The following is a 19491-nucleotide window of genomic DNA, read 5'->3' as shown; positions in this document are numbered from 1 at the left end:
GCCGAGGCGTGGATATCGTTCAGGGGATCGATACGGTTGGCCGCCCTTTTTGCGGCGGCGGCGATGCTCTCCGCCGTGAGAAGCTGGCCTTCAAGGCTCTTCTCCACGGCGTTCGCCCGATAGGGTTTGGCGGCGACGCCCGTGACTCCAACGCTCACGGTTTTGCTGTTGGCGTGGACGACGACGGCTACGCCTGCGATGGCGAAACCGCTGGCGCGCTGCGCGAATTTCACGTAAGCCACCGACCTGGGCGTTGCCGGAACTCGAATCTCCCGGAGGATTTGGTTCGGTTGCAGCGCGGTTTGGAAGAGATCGACAAAAAACTTCTTCGCGCTGATCTGCCGCGAACCGTTCGGCCCTACCACGTCCAGCTCCGCATCCAGAGCCAGGATTGCGGCCGGCCAGTCAGCCGCCGGATCCGCGTGGACCAGGCTGCCGCCCAAAGTGCCGCGATTCCGGACCTGCACGTCGCCGATATGAGGGGCAATCTCGGCAAGCAGCGGGCATTTCTCCCGCAGCAACGCCGAAGTCTCGATGACGTGGTGCGTGGTCATGGCGCCGATGGCGATCTTTCCATCCTGCTCGCGAATGTAGTTCAGATCCGAAATCCGGCCGATGTCGATCACCACTTTGGGCTGGGCGAGCCGCAGCTTCAGCGCCGGAACCAGGCTATGACCACCGGCCAGCACTTTGGCTTCTTCTCCGTGCTGGTTCAGCAGGCCAATCGCTTCTTCCAGCGATTGGGGTCTGAAATAGTCGAACGAAGCGGGGATCATTTCGATTTCGATGGCTTCGAGTTATGGATCGCGCGCCAGATTTTCTCCGGCGTCAGCGGCAAATCCAGATGCTTGATTCCGAGCGGCGCGAGAGCGTCGAGAACCGCGTTGGCAATCGCCGGCGTTGCTCCGATGGTCCCGGCTTCGCCGCAGCCTTTGATGCCCATCGGGTTGCTGGGAGACGGCGTCACGGTGCTGTCCATCACGTAATCGGGAATATCCTTGGCCCGCGCCAGCGCGTAATCCATGAATTCGCCGGTCAGCAACTGGCCGTTCTCGTCATAGACGGCGCGCTCGAACAGCGCCTGTCCGAGGGAATGGGCGATGCCACCCTGGACTTGCCCTTCTACGAGCAGCGGGTTGACCTGATGCCCGCAATCATCCACCGCCACGTATTTGATGATTTGGACCTCGCCAGTGTCGCGATCAATCTCCACCGCGACGATGTGTGTGCCAAACGGGTAGGTGCAATTCTTCGGCTCGAAGAAACTGGAGGCTTCCAGGCCCGGCTCGAAATTGGGCGGGAGGTTCTTGGCGACATACGCTTCCTGAGCGAGCAACCCCCAACCGACGCTCTTCTTGGGTTTGCCTCGGACGAAGAATTTACCGTCCTTGAACTGAACGTCTTTCGTCTTGGCGCCCAGGAGATGCGCCGCGAGCCGCCGGGCTTTTTCGATAACCTTCTCCGCGGACATGATCAAAGCTGTGCCGCCGAGCGCCGTGGCCCGGCTTCCATACGTGTCACGGCCATAATGGGCGACGGCGGTATCGCCTCGAAAAACCACGATGTCCTCAATCGGGACGCCGAGTTTGTCGGCGATGATCTGCGCGAAGCTCGTTTCCTGGCCCTGTCCGTGAGGCGTTGCGCCGGTGATCACACTCACCTTGCCGGAAATCTCCATTCGGACACACCCCCACTCCCAACCGCCCGAAGCCATCATTTTCGACGGACCCAGCGCGCAGATTTCGACGTAGGTGGAGACGCCGACACCGAAAAGCCGGTCTTCCTGGCGAGCCTTGTCCCGCCATCGCAGGAGGTCGTCCCAGGGGGCAATTTGTTGAGCTTTCTTGAGCGCGCCCTGGTAATTGCCGCTGTCGTAAGTCAGTCCGGTGGCGGTGTCGAACGGGAACTCCGTCGGTTTCGGAAAATTCTTGAGACGGATTTTGATCGGGTCCAGACCAAGTTCCGCCGCCACCAAATCCATGACGCGCTCGATGACGTAAGTCGCTTCCGGACGCCCGGCGCCACGGTAGGCGTCGGTGGACATCTTGTGGGTATAGACCCCGATCACGTCCATGCGCATGGCTTTGATCTTGTAACAGCCCGTGAGCATGAGGCCGGTCAGCGTGGGGATAGCCGGGGTCAGCAACTGAAGATACGAGCCGATATCCGCAATGGTCCGTGATTTGATCGCGAGAATCGTGCCGTCGTTTTTGACTGCGACCTCATAATCCCCGACCTGGTCGCGGCCGTGGATCGTCGCCGCGGCATTCTCGCGACGCGACTCGATCCATTTGACGGGCGTGCGCAGCCGCATCGAGAGGTGGCAGCAAAGGGCTTCTTCCACGTAAAGATTCAGCTTCGACCCAAAACCGCCGCCAACTTCCGGGGCGACCACACGTATTTTGTTCTCCGGAACACCCACCATTCCCGGCAACAACGTCCGGACAAGGTGTGGAATCTGCGTGGAAGTCCAGAGGGTCAGCGTGCCTTCGCCGGGATGGTACGAAGCGACGCAGCCGCGCGGCTCGATCGCCATTGGAATGAGTCGCTGGTGAACCATTCGCTGCTTGATGACCCGATCCGCCTCCTGAAAAGCGCTCTCAAGGTCGCCGTTCGCCACCGACCACGTAAAGGAAACATTGGATCCCAAATCCGGGTGCGTGAGTGGAGAATTCTTTTCCAACGCCTTTTCCGGATCGACCACGACGGGCAACGACTCGTAATCCACTTCGATCAAATCCAGCGCGTCGCGCGCGATATATCGGTCCGCCGCGAGAACAATCGCTACCGGATGGCTCACATAGTACACCCGATCGCTGGCCAAGACCGTGTGCTTGGGCGCTTTCTGGTCCGGCATGGGCGAAGCGCAGGGCAGCAGACCGCAGGTGGGGTTCACATCGGCGGCGGTATAGACGCCGGCGACTCCCGGCAGCGCTTTCGCGTTTTCGGTTTTGACGCCGAGGATTTTCGCGTGCGCGTGCGGGCTGCGGAGAACCGCGGCGTGGAGCATTCCGGGGAATTTCAGGTCATCGACGTAGGTGGCAATGCCTTTGATCAGGCGCGGGTCTTCGGTGCGTTTGAGCGCCTTGCCGAAATAGCCTTTGTGGTTGCGGTTGGCCATGAGCCTATTTCATCCTGGATGCGGCGCGTTGGATGGCATCGATGATGTGCGAGTAGCCGGTGCAGCGGCATAGATTGCCTTCCAGGCCATGTGCAATTTGTTCGCGCGTGGGGTGAGGGTTGGATTGAAGAAGCTGCACACCGGCCAAAATCATGCCGGGCGTGCAGTAGCCGCACTGCAACGCGTGGCATTCCCAAAAACTCTCCTGGATCGGATGCAACTCGCCGTTGCGCGCCAGACCTTCAATCGTCGTCACGGAACCGCCATCCGCCTGGACCGCCAGCAGCGTGCAGGATTTGACGGCTTGCCCGTCCAGCAGCACCGTGCACGCGCCGCAAATGCTCGTCTCGCAGCCCACGTGCGTCCCGGTCAAACCGCAGCAGTCCCGCAGAAAGTGCACCAGGAGCGTGCGAGGATCGATTTCGTGCTGCTGAGGGGAACCATTGACGGAGATATTGACGGTCGTCTTCACAGATGCTGTCTCGCAAACTGCGGTGCTGAGTTGCCCGGAACGGGATTACTTATAGTCCTTCGAATGAGCGATTCAAACAAAATCGCATTTCGACCAACGAAAAAATTCAGTTCCGAACAGGAGAGCACGGAGCAAACAGAGGCAGGCAATGCAAGACCGGTGCATCCACATTGTTGTCGGTGGCACAGGCAACTTGCCTGTGCCGTCCGGCTACCAGCCGGACGGAACGGTCGCGGATCAGAGTCCTGGACGGATCGCAAGGAATTACCCGCGACCTTTCACGCAGCAGGTTGCCGCGCGAGGCGGGCTGGTAGCCCGCTCCACCCAGCTAGAGCCTCCCAGGGGTGGGCGATTCGTGGTCATAAGGAATGAGCAGTCCATAGGATTCCTCTTGTCCTGACCATCCTGACCTCTGTTGGCTCCGTTGCCTCCTGTTCCAATCGAATTGTTGCTGTTCAAACAATCGCGATTTGGCTTTTTCTAACCCATCAAGTACTTCACTTTTAGGCGCATGGCAGCCCTGGTCGCTATCGTTGGTCGCCCAAACGTGGGAAAATCCGCGCTCTTCAATTGCATCGCCGGAAAACGCATTGCCATCGTCCACGACGAACCGGGCGTGACCCGCGACCGGATCAGCGCGGAGGTCGAATGGAGCGGGCGCGCCTTTTCGCTCGTGGACACCGGCGGCATCGGACTGCTGCGAGGCGAGAAAGCCAACGATGTGATCGTCCAGGCGGCGCGCCAGCAAGTGGAGTTGGCGATCGAATCCGCGCAGGTGATCGTTTTCGTGGTCAATGTCCAGGAGGGCGTGGTGCCGCTCGATCAGGAAGTGGCCGCGCGGCTGCGCGCCAGCGGCAAGCCGGTCATCGTCGCGGCCAACAAAGCCGATCACGATCGGGCCGCGGGATTGGCGGCGGAGTTCGCGGAATTGGGGTTCGAGATGGTCGCGCCCGTCAGCGCCGCCCACCGGCTGGGCATCGACACCCTTATGGAAGGAGTTCTGCGCTTGCTCCCGAGCGAGCCTGAGAGTTCGCCGACGAACGCGGCCGCTCCTGAGGTTCCTAAAGCCGGGGAGACCGATGAAACCAGCGAACTGAATCGCCCTTTGCGGTTGGCGGTGATTGGACGGCCCAATGTCGGGAAATCCTCCCTGATCAACGGCTTGACTCAATCCGAACGCGTCATTGTCAGTCCGGTTCCGGGCACGACGCGCGATTCCGTGGATGTTCCATTCGAGGCGGAAGCGGACGGCGTCAAACAGCGATTCGTGCTGATCGACACGGCCGGTTTGCGGAAGGCAAGGCGCGTGGACAGTTCGGTCGAATTCTTTAGCGTGAAACGCGCCGAGGACGCCATAGAGCGGTGCGACATCGCGATCCTCGTACTGGACGCGGAGGCGGGCATCACGGCTCATGACAAGAAGGTGGCGGGCAAGATCGTCGAGCACCGCAAAGCCTGCGTCGTCGTCATCAACAAATGGGATCTGGTTGAAGAAAGCGTGAGGCAGGCGCGCCGGGAAGCCGCGGGCAAGCAACGCGCTACCCGGAAGCGGGATTCGGGCGAGCGTCCGGCGTCGAGTTTGGCCGAGTTCGGCCAGTGGGCGCAGAAATATTTGTTTTTCCTGGACTACGCGCCGGTTGTATTCGCGTCCGCGAAGACGGGATTCCATTTGACCCGATTGTTGGAAACGGTCCGCTTCGTCGCCTCGCAGTTGAAACAAACGATTCCCACCGCGATTCTGAACCGCACGTTGCACGACGCCATTGAGGAGAGACAGCCCGTGAGCGCGAGCGGCCAGCGGTTGAAGTTTTTCTACGCGACCCAGGTGCGGAAAGCGCCTGCGACGTTTCTGCTTTTCGTGAACCGGGCCGAGCTGTTCACGGATCAATACTCGAAGTATTTGAGCAACACGCTGCGCCGCGCGTTCGGCTTTGAAGGATGTCCCGTCTTGCTCGTGCCCAAAACGCGTCCGAGGAATGCACCGGTGCGATAAGGACTTGGGCCGTATGCACGGGTCAAAAGCCGTGGGAACTTCCCATGAACCTCAAGGTGGGGCGAGCTTGTCCCCAGCGAGCCGATCTGGACGTGTTCAAAGCACGTCGAGCGGCTCGCCGGGACGGTCTCGCCCTACCATCGACGGGTCCATGGCCCATGAGCAGGTCCGTGAGGAACAGGAAGTTTCCCATAAACCCGGTAGGGCTGCGTTGCCGCGCAGCCGGTTTTCTGTGGATGCGGCGGCGCGGCAGCACCGCCCTGCCAGCGATGGGTTCAAGGACCGTATGCCCGGCTTGAACCCGAACCGATTTCTTGACCACGGATTTCACGGATTTCGCGGATGCGGAAGCAGTCTTATCCGTGTAATCCGTGGTTGAATCGAAGCGATAGGCTAAGGAGAATTGTGGTTAGAATTGACAGACGCGATGCATTCCCGACCATGGCGCCGAGCATGACAAAGCCCGCCAGTTCCCTCCGCGCGATTCCCGCTGTCGAAAAAATCCTCCAGGCGCTCGGGGACGTGGGTTTGCCAAGGCCGACGGTCGTGGCCCTGGTGCGGCGGGAGCTCGCGGCGTTGCGCTCCGAGGAAACGATTCCGACGTTCGGCGAGGTTCTGAAGCAAATCCAGTCTGCGCTGAATGCGCTTCGCCTCAGCCGCATCCAGCCGGTCATCAACGGCACCGGCATTCTCATCCACACCAACCTGGGCCGCTCGCCGCTCGGAACGGAAGTCGTGAAGACGCTCACGGAGATCGCCGCCAACTACAACAACCTGGAATTCGACCTGGCCAGCGGCGAGCGGGGCGGGCGCGCGAGCTACCTGGAACAGAATCTTGCGCTGCTCTGCGAAGCCGAAGCCGCCACGGTCGCCAACAATTGCGCGGCGGCGCTCGTGCTGATCCTGCGCCATTTCACTTCGGGCGAACGCAACGAAGTCGTCATCTCGCGCGGCGAGCTGGTCCAGATCGGCGGTGGATTCCGGATTCCGGAAATTCTGGAGGCCAGCGGCGCGAAGTTGCGCGAGATCGGGACGACGAACAAAACGTCGCTGAAGGATTACGAGACAGCTCTGGGGCCTCGCATCGGGTTGATTCTGAAAGTGCACCGCAGCAATTTTTTCATGGACGGCTTTGTCGAATCGCCTTCGACAGAGCAAATCGCCGCACTCGCGCAAAAGCATGGCTTGCCGTTCGTCGAAGATCTGGGCAGCGGCGCCATGATCAGGACCGAGCAGGTGAGCGGTGTCGAACATGAACCCACGCCGGCTGAGGTGCTCTGCCGCGGGGTGGATCTGGTCTGCTTCAGCGGGGACAAACTTCTGGGCGGCCCGCAAGCCGGCCTTATCGCGGGCAAAGCAAAGCTGGTGTCCGCGCTGAAACGGGAGCCGTTCTTCCGCGCCTTGCGTTGCGACAAATTGATCCTGACGGCGCTGCAAACAACCGTGGACCTTTACCTTGCCGGAGCTGGCGAGGAAGGGAATGGCCATGCCTCGCCGGTCCCCGTTCTGGAGCTGATGCGGATCACGAACGACGATTTGCGCACACGAGGCGAGAAAATTATCGCCTCGCTCCAAGGTCTTCTAGTGAAGGCCAGCGCAGGAGAAGGCCAGGCGCAGATTGGAGGCGGAACGTTGCCGCGTTCGGTGATCGCCTCAGTGACGCTTGATCTCCTTCCCAAGAGCATACCGCTGGAAGAACTTTCGGCCCGGCTTCGCCAGGGGTCCCCGCCAGTGATCGGTTACATCTCGGGCGGGCGCTATAAGCTTGATCTGCGGACAATCTTCGCGGTCCAAGACAGCGAAGTGATTCGAGCAGTTTCTGCTGCCGTAGCTCAGGAGTGAGTTTGGCCTTGCGATATCGGACCGGTCGTTTATGATGTCGCCGCAATGTCCAAGGAGAGCCGACTGATCCCGGTGGCAGGTATCGAAAGCCGCACCCATTTATTGCGGGGCTGCAAAATCATGCTCGATGCGGACCTCGCGAAGCTGTACGGCGTCGAAACCAAAGCCCTCAACAAGGCGGTCAAACGCAATCGCGAGCGCTTTCCGCCGGACTTCATGTTCCAGCTCAGCTCCCGGGAAGTGCAAAGTATGCGGTTCCAATTTGGAACCGCATCGTTGAGTCCTTCGGGAATTCTCCGGTTCCAATCTGGAACCGCTTCCAAACGCAACACCCGCTATCGGCCGTACGCTTTCACTCAGGAGGGTATCGCCATGCTGAGCAGCGTTCTCCGCAGCCAGCGCGCTGTCCGAGTGAATGTCGAAATCATGCGCGCTTTCGTCCGGTTGCGCGGCTACCTGGCCTCGCACGCTGAATTGGCTCGCCAGTTGGCCGCATTGGAAAAGAAGTTCGCCTCTCACGATGAAGCCATTCAACGGATTTTCAACGCGATCAAACAGTTGATCACTCCACCCGCTCAAACCCGGCGAGAGATCGGTTTCCATGTGAAGTCGGCGGCATGAAACCTTTGCCACGAGTTTCCCTTCCAGTATCTTTCCCGGCATGTCCACGCTGCACTACATCCTGGCGACCGCCGGGCACGTCGATCACGGCAAAAGCGCGCTCGTCAAAGCGCTGACCGGCACGGATCCCGACCGCCTGCCTGAAGAAAAAGCCCGTGGCATCACCATTGACCTCGGTTTCGCCTTTTTGGAACTCTCAACTCTCAGCCCTCAGCCCTCAACTTTTCATCTCGGCATCGTCGATGTCCCCGGCCACGAAGATTTCGTCAAGAACATGGTCGCAGGCGTCGGCTCGATCGATCTGGCGCTGTTTATCGTCGCGGCGGACGACGGGTGGATGCCGCAAACGGAGGAACACCTCCAGATTCTAACTTACCTCGGCGTTTCGCGCGCCGTCGTGGCGCTGACCAAGAGCGACCTGGCCGAAACTGAAGCGCACTTGGCCGACGCCGTCGCGCAAGTGCGCGCGAAGCTTGAGGGAACTCCATTTGCCCAAGCCCCGATTGTTCCCACGTCTGTCATCAAAGGGACCGGTCTGGAGGAACTGAAACTGGCGTTGACGCAGGTGTTGTCCGAGACACCCGCCCCGCGAGACATCGCCAAGCCGCGCTTGCCCGTCGATCGCGTCTTCGTCCTCCACGGCATTGGCACCGTGGTCACGGGCACGCTGATTGGAGGAATTCTGAAGCGAGGTCAGGCCGTGGTGATTCAACCGGCGGGGAAGGCGAGCCGAATCCGGAGTTTGCAGTCGCACAATCGCGAAGTCGAATCCGCCGGACCGGGCACGCGCACGGCGCTGAATCTTCCGGATATCGCGCGGCACTCGGAACAGGAAAGCGAAGGCATTCAGCGCGGCGACGTCGTGACGCTCTCCGAGCTGGGCGCGGCTTCCGACACACTCGACGTGCTCCTGACCAAATCGCCGCGTCTGCGCGAGAGCAAGTCAGGCGGAGCGCGACCTTTGAAGGACGGGACTCTCGTGCGCGTCCACCACGGGAGCGGCAATGTGGCGGCGCGGGTTTCGCTGCACACGCGCGGCGCGCTGGAGGCCGGTGAGAGCGCGCTGGCCCAGTTTCGTTGCGAGTCACCGCTCTTTGCGCTGGCCGGCGACCGCTTCATCGTCCGTGATTGGTCGGAACAATGGACGCTGGCCGGCGGCGTAATCCTGGATGCCGAGGCGAGCCGCAAGCGATTTCGCAGCGAAGCGCAACGCAAGTTGTTGGAGGCGCGGGCGAGCGGAAGCGATCAGCCGCCAGCCTATGCAGCATCCCAACTCGCCCGCGACGGAGCGGTGCGTCGCGGGTCGTTGCTAACCAAATCGAGGTTCAGCGCGTCCGAAATCGCCGACGCGACAGCGCAACTTCTCCAGCACGGGAAAGCGATTGCTGCCGGGGAATCGCTGGCGGATGCGGGTTGGTGGCAAACGTTGCGAACCCAGGCCGCACAGGCGATCGAGGCACACCATAAAAGCCATCCGCAGCACCTCGGTCTTCCGCTGAGCGAACTCCGCCGGACGGTGGAAGCTTCATTGCCGTCGGCCGAGCTTTTCGATGTGCTCGTGGCTGACCTGGGCAAGAACGGCTTCACGCAGGCCGGCACGGCTATTCGCCGCGGGACGCATCGGCCGGCGTTGCCGCCGCAGCTTCAAGCCGCAGGCGGCCGGCTCCGCACAACTTTGTCCGCGAAGCCCCTTGAGCCGCCTTCGCGGAAGGAACTCGCGCCGGAGGCCACTTCCCAGCAAGCCTTGCGCTTTCTGATCGAGACCGGCGAAGCGGTGGAAGTCGGCGATGAAGTTGTGCTGCTGGCCGACGCTTATGCGCGCGCGACGCAGACCGTGAGGCAATTCCTCCAAGCCCAAGGAAGCGCGACCGTGAGCGAGTTGCGCCAGGCGATTGGCGCCAGCCGCCGCATCGTGGTGCCGCTGCTGGAACGGCTCGACAAGGAAGGCGTCACGCGGCGGGATGGGGATAAGCGCGTGTTGAGGCAGAAATAGGGAAAATCCGAAGCGAAAACGCAAGACTACCGAAACAAAGGAGGCGATGCGGTGTCGAACCCTTTGGTATTTGGTATTCGGACGTTCGGATTTGTTTCGGATTTCGATATTCGGATTTCGGATTTTGAGATATAGAAAGGACGAATATGAGCGGGATGATTTTTTTCGTGAGCCTCCTGGTGGGCGGACTTGGGGCGCTCCTGCTGGGCCGGGCGACCGGCGTCTTGTCGGGCAAGCTGGCTTTGGGGTTGTGCGCGCTGCCCCTGCTTGGCGTTGGACTGGGGTTCGTCTTTTGCTGAGGACACCCGCTTTCGGCGCTTGGTCCAAGCGTCACGATGGCGGGCGTGCCGTTGGCGTTCGGTTATTCCGCGCGCGCGCGTCGCCGGGCGCCGGATCGGAAACTGGCGTGGACGGCTTTTGGTGTTTCCGCGTTGGAATTGGCGGCGCTGCTGACGCTTTTGGGAGTAGCTCTCGCCAGTTTTTTCTAGTCGCAAACCTCCAGATTCCACAAAAGGAAACGAAGACTCGGACTCCGTCCCTGCTCCATTGCAGGAGAGCTCCGCTCCCAACCCTCAACTTTGTTTTCTTCGTTGCCTTTTGCTCAACCGCCTGTCCGGAAGGAACACCGAGTCGGGCTGCGCCGTGGTTTATTGGGTAATGGTGCGGAACACTTCAGTCTCTGGATAAGTCGCGGCCCAGGCGTACCAGCGGCACTGAACGCCGGGGACCCACTCCAGTTCTTTGCCTTTGAGCGGCCCGTCCACAGCGCGACCGGCCAGCGTCCAGCGTGTTCCGGTTTCCTTGTCTTTGAATGGAGCGGTTTCCGGCGAAATGTCGTCCGCATAAAAGGTGAGTTTCCGTCCATCCAGATGGCTCTTGAACGCCACGGCGCTTTGGGTCGGTTTATACCAGAACACCGCAAATGCGGTTCCACCGAATTCGTCGGTGTAACAAGCCCGTTCCTGGTTTGGATTCAAGGGAAAGGCCTTGCTCTTGCCACCCAGCTCGACGCCGAGCACGGGCGCGAGCGGCTGCAAACGGGAATCGCCCTGGCCCATCGATTCCTTGGCTTCGCGGCTCAATTCCTGGGGTAGATCGGTGACGAAATATTTTTTTCCGTCGTAAAGATTGTACGCCGTGGACTCGGGATGCAGCATGAGCCAGTAGCCCCATTCCGTCATGAAGTTGGGGATGCGCTCAAGCCGCTGCCCTTTCTTCGGCCCGTCGAGAGCGACGCCGCTGAGCGCCGACCAAAGCGTGCCGTCCGGGCCTTTGACAATCATGACGCCGTTGAGCCAGCCGTAGAATTCGTAACCGTAATCCTTCTTGAATGCGCTCACGTAGCCGCCGTCGGCGTCGAAGAAAAACAAACCGTAGGTGTCATTGATCACACGCGGGCCGGAGAGGAAATGACGCAGCGGGATGGCGCCGCCGTTATGCGCCGCGCGGATCCAGGCGAGCACGCGGTCGATGCCATCGACAAATCCCTTGCGGTTTTCGGTGGAGCAATAGGAGCAGGGCGGCTCGGTCAGTGATTTGAACAAGCCGGGTTTTTTGATGAGGTGGCCTTGGAGCGGGTCTTGCGAAGGCGCGGCCTGAGTTGAATAGACGCAAAGCCATCCTGACAGGATGAAAAGCAGGACGAGACAACGAATGCCAAGTGGCGCGATTGATTTCATGGTCGGCTTAGTAATATAATTAATTAATTAAGCCTGTGCTGTTTGGCAACGATCTTCGAAGAAAAGGCAGCAATCCCAGGAGCAAACGGAGCGTTAAGAGCCATTGCTTTGCCTCTCGTTGTTCTTCGTTTGCTCTGCGCACTCCTGTTCCATTTGGGCGAGCTTTGGCGGGCCTATTCGTCTGGTTCTTGTAAGTCTTACGAGCGAGAAGAGTATAAGCCCGACAAGGCCCGGCCACAGCCAGGCCGTCGGCGTGACACTGCCCAGGAAGCAAAGCGTCGCCGTGACCGGGATCATGCCCAGGAAGGTCGCCAGGAGGAATTGCCCGATCGAAATATTTGTCAGTCCCGCAAGATAGCTCACCAGGTCAAACGTCGGGCTGGGCGGAAGGCGCAGCAGGAAGATCGCGAACGCCGTCACGTCGCGGGGCACCAGGTTTTGGAACCGGTGATATTTCGGAAAGCGCGTGAAGAAACCGTCTCCCAGCTTGCGCGCAATCAAAAAAGCCAGCGCCGCGCCGACGGTCGCACTGATGAGCGTGATTAGGAGGCCGCCCCAAATCCCAAACAGCTTCGGCGAAAGAATCGTCAGCGGTGAAGTCGGAATCGGCGAAACGAGAATGCCGAGGATCATAAGCAAGGAGAAGACAATCGGCGCCGCCAAGCCGCTTCTCTGCAAAAGAGCCTCCAGGCTCGCAGCCTCGAACTTGAACTGCATCAAGAAACCGATGGCCAGGGCGAAGCCGACGGCCAGGAGCAGGATGACAACACGAGTTCGTCTTCGCATGGCTGACGTGTGAGCATCGTGCCTTCACTCCACGCCGACTGTCGAGCGTTCGTGGGAGGGAACAGGTGAGGGGGCAGCGTTCATGGGAAGCCGCCTTGGCCAAGAAGCCGTGCCCACGGCGCATGAGCCGAAGACCGTGCGGACCGCAGCCTTTAGGCTGCTTTAGCGCACTCTCCGCAGTCGAGCGTTGAAGCGGCCTAAAGGCCGCGGTCCGAACAGACGGTTTATGGGAAGCTCCTTCCTCTCCGAACCGTGCGACTTTATCCATTGTTCCCAGGGAACACTCGGCTTCCCAGATGTGGCACAGGTGAATCCCAGGCGCGGACACGCTCCGTATCTCGCATCAACTCAACTCAAAGGCAGTAGTCCACCGGTCCCCGGAAAACTTGTTGTCCTGAACGAGGTTAAAAAGGTTCATGCCGCCAGGCTCAGAACACGCCTGACGTCGGGAGCGCTTGGCTCATCGCCTGGCACGGCCTTTGCCCTTTCCTTCGATCGTGCTGAGCGCCATCATAGAATAGAGCCTGTCCCCGGCGAGCCGAGTTGGACGTGTTCCAAGCACGTTGAGCGGCTCGCCGGGACGGACTCGCCCTACCCGGTTCAGGGGTCGTGATGGGAAGGATGACTTCGCTTTGACCTTGGTCAAGCCGACCGCCTTAAACGCCCTTCCTCTGTCTTGCCAAAATTCACGGGCCGACCGAAAATTCACCGGTGCATATACCGGACGGATTTCTTGATCTGAAGACCTGCCTGGGGAGCTATTGCGCGGCCGGCGCCGGGCTGACTCTGGCGATGCGCCGAATCCGCGCGAGCGGCTCGGACAAAACAGTTCCTCTGCTCGGCGTGATGTCCGCGTTTCTGTTCGCGGGCCAAACCGTGAACTTCCCAATCGGCAGCGGCATATCGGGCCACCTCCTGGGCAGCACGCTGGCGGCGATCGTGCTGGGCCCAAGCGGCGCGGCGCTCGTCGTGGCGACAGTTCTGTTGGTTCAATGCGTTCTGTTTCAAGACGGAGGAATCACCACGTTCGGGGCCAACTTCCTGAACTTGGGTTTGGTCGGCGTGGGAACGGGCTACTTCGTTTTCCAATTCCTGGCGCGATGGGTCCGCAGCGCTCGAGGGCTGGTTTTGCCGGCGGCAATTGCAAGTTGGTTTTCCGCTCTCTGCGCGGCGGTCGCGTGCGCGATTGAGTTGGCGGGAGCGGGTACCGTGAAATTGCCGGTGATTCTGCCCCCGCTGCTGGTTGCTCACGCGGTGATTGGCCTGGGCGAAGCCGCGATCACGGCGGCAATGATTTCCTTTCTCGCTCGGGTGCGGCCTGATTTGATCTTGCGCCCGCACCAGGCCGCCGCGCGCGCGGCCGCGCCGGAACCTCTGAATTGGGCGCACGTCCTGTGCGGTCTGGCGTTCGCGCTGGGAATCGCGTTGCTGGCGGCGCCGTTTGCATCGACTTTGCCCGATGCGCTGGAAGCCGTCGCCGCGCGTCTGAATTTCCAGGATCGAGCGGCGGCTTTCTGGCCGGCGCCGCTGGCCGATTACACGCTGCCGGGAAGCGCTCCTGAATGGCTCGCGGTTTCGCTGGCAGTGGGATGCGGCACCGCGCTGACGTTCGTTCTGATCCTGGGTCTGGCGCGCTGGCTGCGCCGTCCGCGCTCCGAATCGCATGCGGAATGAAAGTCAAGTTGCGCCGGGTGCGCAGTTACATGTTTCGCGCTTCGGACAATTCTGGAATCGTGGTGAAATTTCCGCTTCCTTTCCCCTCACCCAGGCCCTCTCCCTTGGGGAGAGGGGGAACCGACTCCCGGCGTCGGTCCGCCAGGGGGGAGAGGGCCAGGGTGAGGGGAAAGGAAGCGGACTTCGAACCCGCGCCTTGGGATTTATCGAACGCTAAACACGTACGCTGTGCACGCTCGATTCAACGCATGCAGTCCTTCGGCCCGAATCGTGACGGCCTTCGTCTGGGTTTCGTGCGTCGCCCTGCTCCCGATACACCTTTGGATCTGGCAATTGCCTTCCGCGGTGGTCCTGGCGCTGGCGACGCGGGGGTTGGGAATTTCCTTGGGCTTGCTGTTGCGGCGGACGCGGCTGCTGTGGCCGTTCCTGGGCTTGACCGCGGCCGGACTTCTGGGCCAGCCAGAATGGCCCTTGCGCATGGGCAATCTCGTGCTGAAATCGTTTTTGAGCGTTTGGATTCTCTTTCTGCTCACGCAAACGACGTCGATGATTGAACTGACGCGCGGTTTGCGGCGGCTTCATTTCCCCGCGATCTGGGTGGAGGTGTTCGCATTCCTGGTGCGGTATGCCTCTGTTCTTTCCCTCGAATGGCGGAAGATGCACCTGGCGCGCGAGGCCAGGACCTTTCGCCTGGGACGGCGCGCCCGGTTCAAACTGCTCGCGCAATCATTGGGCTGCCTTTTCATCCGCGCGTATGAACGCGCCGAGCGCATCCACCACGCCATGCTCGCGCGAGGGTATCGCGCGACCTGAGGTTTAAAATGATCTCGGTTGAACGCTTGACATTTGCCTACCCCGACGGGCGCGTGGCTTTGCGCGACGTGAGCTTGCGCGTTCAGCACGGCGAAACCGTTGGACTGGTGGGCCCGAACGGCGCGGGCAAATCCACGCTGTTGCTCCATTTGAACGGCTTGCTCGGATTGCCCGGGCAAGGCGGATCAGTCGCGATCGACGGGCAGGGGGTGGCGGAGGCGACGCTGTCCGATATCCGGCGGCGCGTGGGGCTGGTTTTCCAAGATCCGGACGACCAGTTGTTCTCGGCGACGGTGGAGGAGGATGTGGCGTTTGGACCGCGGCAACTGGGTTTGACCGACAGCGAACTAAGTGACCGCGTGACCAAGGCCCTGGCCGCAGTGCAGCTTCACGGATTTCAAAAGCGCATCCCGCAACACCTCAGTCTGGGCGAAAAAAAACGCGCGTGTCTGGCGGGAGTGCTCGCGTGCCAGCCGGACGTGTTGCTGTTTGACGAGCCGACCGCCGGGTTTGATCCGCGCGGGCGCCGGGAATTCATCGACCTGTGCCGCTCCTTGTCCGCCACGAAACTCATCGCCAGCCACGATCTGGAAATGATCCTCGCGCTCTGCCGCCGGGTGTTTGTGCTCGACGGCGGACGCGTGGTCGCGAGCGGCGAGACGGAACAGATTCTGGGAGACGAACCGCTCATGCTCGCGCACGGTTTGGAAAAACCGCACAGCCTTTTCCATTCCCATCCCCACGGCCCGATGCCGGAGTAAAGTCATTTCAAAAACTCGCGACGCACCAGCGACTTCTCACCGCAACGCACGCACGCCCTCTCTCAGTCCGTAAAGCGACTGAATTTCGGCGTCGGTCAGGGCGCGGTTGAAGATCGCCACCTCATCGTAAAACCCGACGTAACTCAGCCCGAGCATGATCAAAGCCTTCGATGGGTCCCAGGTGAACGTTTGCTCGCGCGGACTCAGCATTCCGTAAAGTTTGCCGTTCAAGTAAAGCTTCGCCACGCCGTCTTTCTGGCCGGTGTTGAAATTCTCGAAGGCGAACGCGACGTGGGTCCATTGATCGCCCTGGAACGGCGGCTGATGAATATGGACGAGCGGTTTTTCTTCGAACGGAATCTTGCCCCATTCGCGATTCTCCGGGTTCCAGATTTTGAAGTCGGCATAAGCTCCCAGGCGGAATGGAATCGAGTTGGTTCTCTTCTCAAACTCGACGAAGAACGCCGCATCGTTCCATTCGCGCGGCGTGATCTGAATCGGATCGCAAAAACTCGGCGCCAGGTCGTTTTGCGGGTCGGTCTTGAGCCAGAGCGAGACCGTGCCGCTCCAGTCGCGCGTCCGGTAAGCGATGTTCTTCTCGCCTTGGTAAAACACAATCTCCGGCGCTTTCTTGTGAAACCGGAGCGCGTCGCCAAAGCGGCCCTTTCCTTTTTCGTGCGTCACGACGCCGGTTTCCGGCAAGCCCGGTTTGCCCGTGCGGGGATGTTTCATCGAGGGCGCCCAGTAAAGCTGGCGGTCTCCGGCTGCGAAATCGGCATCGACGCCGGTGTCGAAGGAGGCATGGAAAGTTAGAGCTTCGCGCAATTTTGGAAGAGACGCTTCCGAGCGTTGAGCTTGGGCCTGGCTCATTGGGACCAGCACAAGCGCGCTTAGCGCGAAGGCGATTGAAACGGCTGGCAACCGATTGGAAAGAGAATGGGTGGTGCTCATAGCAGCCTGATTTTGGCCTTCGTCAGTAGTTCGAGTCAACCTTAAGCCGTAACAATCCAGTCAGGAACCACGAATAACCACGAATAACCGGGTTCCGGCGCTTTCTCGAGGTCCACGTCAAGGGTCTCCTTTTTCGTGACTCGACGCTGCCTCGTTTCATCGCCACTTCATCTTCGTCCGAATTCGTGTTGATTCGTGTTCATTCGTGGTTGAGCTGAATGGATACGGCTAAACCGCACTCCCGCACTCAGCACAGCCACAAACACAGCGCTACCGGTGCATCCGCAAGTTGGCGGTGAAGCGCAGCGCAGATTTTCAATCTGCCGTATCGCCGACTTGCAGTCGGCTGCGCGACAAACTCACCCGACCGCACCGGATTGGCCGGCGTGCCGCAGATTCCAAATCTGCGATACGGCAGAGTGCAACTCTGCGCTACGTGGACGGCGACAACTCGTGGATGCACTGCCAGCCCTACCATCCCCCACCATCCCGCTTGACCGGGTGTCGGAGAACTGCGAGAGATAGGCCACTATGAAACTTCCCCTTGCCTTGGCTTTGACTTTGTCGGGCGCTTCCCTTGCGGCGGCCGGCGATTACGTTCTCCATTCATTCAAGAAAATCCAACTGACTGACAAATTCTGGTCCGAAGGCGCCAGCTTTGGGGATTTCAACCACGATCGCGTCAACGACATTGTCTCCGGACCGTATTGGTACGAAGGCCCCGGTTTTCAGAAGCGCCACGAATACGCGCCGACCACGCGCAAATCACCAGCCGGGACCGCGCCCTTCAAGAAGAAGTCCGCCGACGGCAAAGAGGAAGCGATCGAAGGTTTCGAGGGCGCGCTCGGCGCCAACAACGCTTACGCGGACAACTTTTTCGCCTTCACGGACGATTTCAACAAAGACGGCTGGACGGACATTTTGATCCTCGGCTTTCCGGGCGATGTCTCCGCCTGGTACGAAAACCCCCAGGGGCGCGACGGACACTGGCAACGACACATCGTGCTGGACGTCACGGACAACGAGTCGCCGACGTTCACGGACATCACCGGCGACGGCAAACCGGAAATCGTTTGCAGTTCCAAGGGCGCGTACGGCTATGCCGAACCGGATTGGAGCGCACCATCCAGACCCTGGACGTTCCACGCCATTTCCCCCAACAACAAGTACCACAAGTTCACCCACGGCATGGGAGTCGGAGACGTCAATGGCGATGGGCGCCTGGACCTGCTTGAAAAAGACGGCTGGTGGGAACAACCCGCGTCGCTCGCCGGCGACCCGGTCTGGAAACACCACAAACACAACTTCGGCTCCGGCGGCGCGCACATGTACGCTTATGACGTGAACGGCGACGGCTTGAACGATGTGATCACGTGCATTGCCGCGCACGGCTACGGCCTGGTCTGGAACGAGCAGGTCCGGGAAAGCGGAGAGATTTCTTTCCGGGAACACATCATCCTCAACAAGCAAACCGAAAAGGACAAAGCGCCCATGCCTAACAAATACGGCGTGGTGTTCTCGCAGCCTCACGCCATCGATCTGATCGACATGGACGGCGACGGTTTGAAGGACATCGTCACCGGCAAACGATTCTGGGCGCATGGCGCTCACGGAGATCCGGACCCCAACGCGCCGGCGGTTCTCTACTGGTTCAAGCTTGTTCGAGGCAAAGACAAGAGCATCGATTTCGTGCCGTATCAGATCGACGACAACTCCGGCATCGGCACGCAGGTGCTGGCCGGACATATCAACGGAGACAAGCTGCCGGACATTGTGGTCGGCAACAAGAAGGGCACTTTCGTTTTCCTTCACGAGACGCGGAAAGTCAGCAAGGAACAATGGGAGAAAGCCCAGCCGAAGCCGCGTCCCGGCGGCCAAACCGCCGCCGCCGCCAACTGACACGCGCGGCGCACGACTCGCTTCCGAGCAAGTTTCTGAAACTATCCAGGGCGCAGCCGGGTATTTCAGGCTGACGGGGACGCTGGTCCCCGAACAGAAACCTGAAACGCTTGTGAATGCTATGAAACACCCGACTCGATCCCTCCTCAGTTTGGCCGCGTTGTCCGTGCTCCTGAGCCTCAATGCCGCCGCGCAAAGCCCTCCACCCGGATACGTTAATTTCGGAAAATTCGCCCCGCCCACCTCGGGCGAATTCGTCGAGGTTCACGTCAAGAACAACCTCATCTCAATGGCCGCGCGCCTGGCGGAGAAAATCGAGCCGGAGGTGGCGCAGTTGCTTCGCGGCCTTCATCTCGTCCGCGTCAACGTCATCGGCCTGACCGAGGAGAACCGCGCGGATGTCGAGAAGAGGATTTAATCGATCCGCGACGATCTCGACACCAAGGGCTGGGAACGCATCGTGACCGTGCAAAAGAAGGGCGAAGACGTTGGCGTCTTTCTCAAGACCCGCGGCGAAGAAACCATCGAAGGCCTGGTCGTCACTGTCCTTGATGGCAGAAAGGAAGCGGTTCTGGTGAACATCGTCGGCGACATCAAACCGGAGAAGATCGCGGTCGTAGGCGAGAAGCTCAACATTGATCCCCTCAAGAAGATCGGACGCGAGCTGGGCAAGAAGTGAGTTCCTCGAAGACCTGGTAGGGACCGATTCCACTCGGTCCCTGACTTTACTCGGCGAATCGAACCAACAATTTCAGGGACGCGGTGGAACGCGTCCTTATCAGTTGATGGGCAAACGCTCTCCTGTCATGAACTCACCCACCCCTTCGCCCCTCCCAGGAGGGGAACTGGTCGCTGCGACGCCGGACGGATCTCCCCGCCTGGGAGG

General features: G+C 60.4%; 17 protein-coding genes. 10 read left to right on the top strand and 7 right to left on the bottom strand.

What is annotated here, in order from left to right:
* From FJ398_14475 to FJ398_14465, 3 genes are all read right to left on the bottom strand, one after another.
* Positions 1-776, bottom strand: a 776-nt coding sequence (locus FJ398_14475; protein ID MBM3839141.1) for a xanthine dehydrogenase family protein subunit M, incomplete at its 3' end; no start/stop codon positions are given.
* A complete protein-coding gene (locus FJ398_14470) occupies positions 773-3121 on the bottom strand; it encodes a xanthine dehydrogenase family protein molybdopterin-binding subunit (protein MBM3839140.1) in 2349 nt (782 codons plus the stop codon). The genes FJ398_14475 and FJ398_14470, both read right to left, overlap by 4 nt.
* 4 nt (positions 3122-3125) lie before the next feature.
* Positions 3126-3593 (bottom strand): (2Fe-2S)-binding protein, encoded by a 468-nt coding sequence (locus FJ398_14465; GenBank protein MBM3839139.1) that lies wholly within the window; start codon positions 3591-3593, stop codon positions 3126-3128.
* 511 nt (positions 3594-4104) lie between these two features.
* Here FJ398_14465 and der point away from each other — a divergent pair.
* Positions 4105-5586: a ribosome biogenesis GTPase Der gene (gene der / locus FJ398_14460; protein MBM3839138.1), complete on the top strand. Its 1482-nt coding sequence runs from the start codon at positions 4105-4107 to the stop codon at positions 5584-5586.
* Between the two features lie 22 nt (positions 5587-5608).
* Here der and FJ398_14455 read toward each other — a convergent pair whose 3' ends face one another.
* Positions 5609-5917 (bottom strand): hypothetical protein, encoded by a 309-nt coding sequence (locus FJ398_14455; protein MBM3839137.1) that lies wholly within the window; start codon positions 5915-5917, stop codon positions 5609-5611.
* An 11-nt stretch (positions 5918-5928) separates the two neighbouring features.
* On the opposite strand from FJ398_14455, the gene FJ398_14450 reads away from it, so the two are divergent.
* From FJ398_14450 to selB, 3 genes are all read left to right on the top strand, one after another.
* Entirely contained in the window at positions 5929-7428 is a 1500-nt protein-coding gene (locus FJ398_14450) for an L-seryl-tRNA(Sec) selenium transferase (GenBank protein MBM3839136.1), read from the top strand.
* A 63-nt stretch (positions 7429-7491) separates the two neighbouring features.
* Complete coding sequence (locus FJ398_14445; protein MBM3839135.1) at positions 7492-8049, top strand: ORF6N domain-containing protein; 558 nt, start codon at positions 7492-7494, stop codon at positions 8047-8049.
* A gap of 40 nt (positions 8050-8089) precedes the next feature.
* Positions 8090-10042 (top strand): selenocysteine-specific translation elongation factor, encoded by a 1953-nt coding sequence (gene selB, locus FJ398_14440; protein MBM3839134.1) that lies wholly within the window; start codon positions 8090-8092, stop codon positions 10040-10042.
* A gap of 647 nt (positions 10043-10689) precedes the next feature.
* On the opposite strand, the gene FJ398_14435 is transcribed toward selB, so the two are convergent.
* Both FJ398_14435 and FJ398_14430 read right to left on the bottom strand, forming a co-directional pair.
* Entirely contained in the window at positions 10690-11721 is a 1032-nt protein-coding gene (locus FJ398_14435) for a DUF3179 domain-containing protein (protein ID MBM3839133.1), read from the bottom strand.
* 93 nt (positions 11722-11814) lie between these two features.
* Positions 11815-12507: a TVP38/TMEM64 family protein gene (locus tag FJ398_14430; GenBank protein MBM3839132.1), complete on the bottom strand. Its 693-nt coding sequence runs from the start codon at positions 12505-12507 to the stop codon at positions 11815-11817.
* A 711-nt stretch (positions 12508-13218) separates the two neighbouring features.
* Here FJ398_14430 and FJ398_14425 point away from each other — a divergent pair.
* The 3 genes from FJ398_14425 to FJ398_14415 all read left to right on the top strand — a co-directional run bounded on the left by FJ398_14425 (position 13219) and on the right by FJ398_14415 (position 15755).
* On the top strand, positions 13219-14181 hold the full coding sequence (locus tag FJ398_14425) for a cobalt ABC transporter permease (GenBank protein ID MBM3839131.1): 963 nt from the start codon (positions 13219-13221) through the stop codon (positions 14179-14181).
* A 201-nt stretch (positions 14182-14382) separates the two neighbouring features.
* Positions 14383-14994, top strand: coding sequence for a hypothetical protein (locus FJ398_14420; protein ID MBM3839130.1), 612 nt, complete (start codon positions 14383-14385; stop codon positions 14992-14994).
* 8 nt (positions 14995-15002) lie between these two features.
* A complete protein-coding gene (locus tag FJ398_14415) occupies positions 15003-15755 on the top strand; it encodes an ABC transporter ATP-binding protein (protein ID MBM3839129.1) in 753 nt (250 codons plus the stop codon).
* A 36-nt stretch (positions 15756-15791) separates the two neighbouring features.
* Here the strand turns inward: FJ398_14415 and FJ398_14410 are convergent, their stop codons facing one another.
* Positions 15792-16706 (bottom strand): LamG domain-containing protein, encoded by a 915-nt coding sequence (locus FJ398_14410; GenBank protein ID MBM3839128.1) that lies wholly within the window; start codon positions 16704-16706, stop codon positions 15792-15794.
* Between the two features lie 531 nt (positions 16707-17237).
* On the opposite strand from FJ398_14410, the gene FJ398_14405 reads away from it, so the two are divergent.
* From FJ398_14405 to FJ398_14395, 3 genes are all read left to right on the top strand, one after another.
* Entirely contained in the window at positions 17238-18605 is a 1368-nt protein-coding gene (locus tag FJ398_14405; protein MBM3839127.1) for a VCBS repeat-containing protein, read from the top strand.
* 121 nt (positions 18606-18726) lie between these two features.
* Positions 18727-19023, top strand: a complete 297-nt coding sequence (locus tag FJ398_14400) for a hypothetical protein (protein ID MBM3839126.1) — start codon at positions 18727-18729, stop codon at positions 19021-19023.
* Between the two features lie 3 nt (positions 19024-19026).
* A complete protein-coding gene (locus FJ398_14395; protein MBM3839125.1) occupies positions 19027-19284 on the top strand; it encodes a DUF4252 domain-containing protein in 258 nt (85 codons plus the stop codon).
* The last annotated feature ends 207 nt before the right edge of the window (positions 19285-19491 follow it).

The organism is Verrucomicrobiota bacterium, assembly GCA_016871535.1.
In the GTDB taxonomy this organism is placed as follows: domain Bacteria; phylum Verrucomicrobiota; class Verrucomicrobiia; order Limisphaerales; family SIBE01; genus VHCZ01.
This window is presented reverse-complemented; position numbering and strand designations above follow the sequence as displayed.

Coding starts and splice junctions, on each gene's coding strand:
- FJ398_14470 (MBM3839140.1), bottom strand. CDS start 3,121: ATGGCCAACCGCAACCACAAAGGCTATTTCGGCAAGGCGCTCAAACGC.
- der (MBM3839138.1), top strand. CDS start 4,105: ATGGCAGCCCTGGTCGCTATCGTTGGTCGCCCAAACGTGGGAAAATCC.
- FJ398_14450 (MBM3839136.1), top strand. CDS start 5,929: ATGCGGAAGCAGTCTTATCCGTGTAATCCGTGGTTGAATCGAAGCGAT.
- selB (MBM3839134.1), top strand. CDS start 8,090: ATGTCCACGCTGCACTACATCCTGGCGACCGCCGGGCACGTCGATCAC.
- FJ398_14435 (MBM3839133.1), bottom strand. CDS start 11,721: ATGAAATCAATCGCGCCACTTGGCATTCGTTGTCTCGTCCTGCTTTTC.
- FJ398_14430 (MBM3839132.1), bottom strand. CDS start 12,507: ATGCGAAGACGAACTCGTGTTGTCATCCTGCTCCTGGCCGTCGGCTTC.
- FJ398_14415 (MBM3839129.1), top strand. CDS start 15,003: ATGATCTCGGTTGAACGCTTGACATTTGCCTACCCCGACGGGCGCGTG.
- FJ398_14410 (MBM3839128.1), bottom strand. CDS start 16,706: ATGAGCACCACCCATTCTCTTTCCAATCGGTTGCCAGCCGTTTCAATC.
- FJ398_14405 (MBM3839127.1), top strand. CDS start 17,238: ATGAAACTTCCCCTTGCCTTGGCTTTGACTTTGTCGGGCGCTTCCCTT.
- FJ398_14400 (MBM3839126.1), top strand. CDS start 18,727: ATGAAACACCCGACTCGATCCCTCCTCAGTTTGGCCGCGTTGTCCGTG.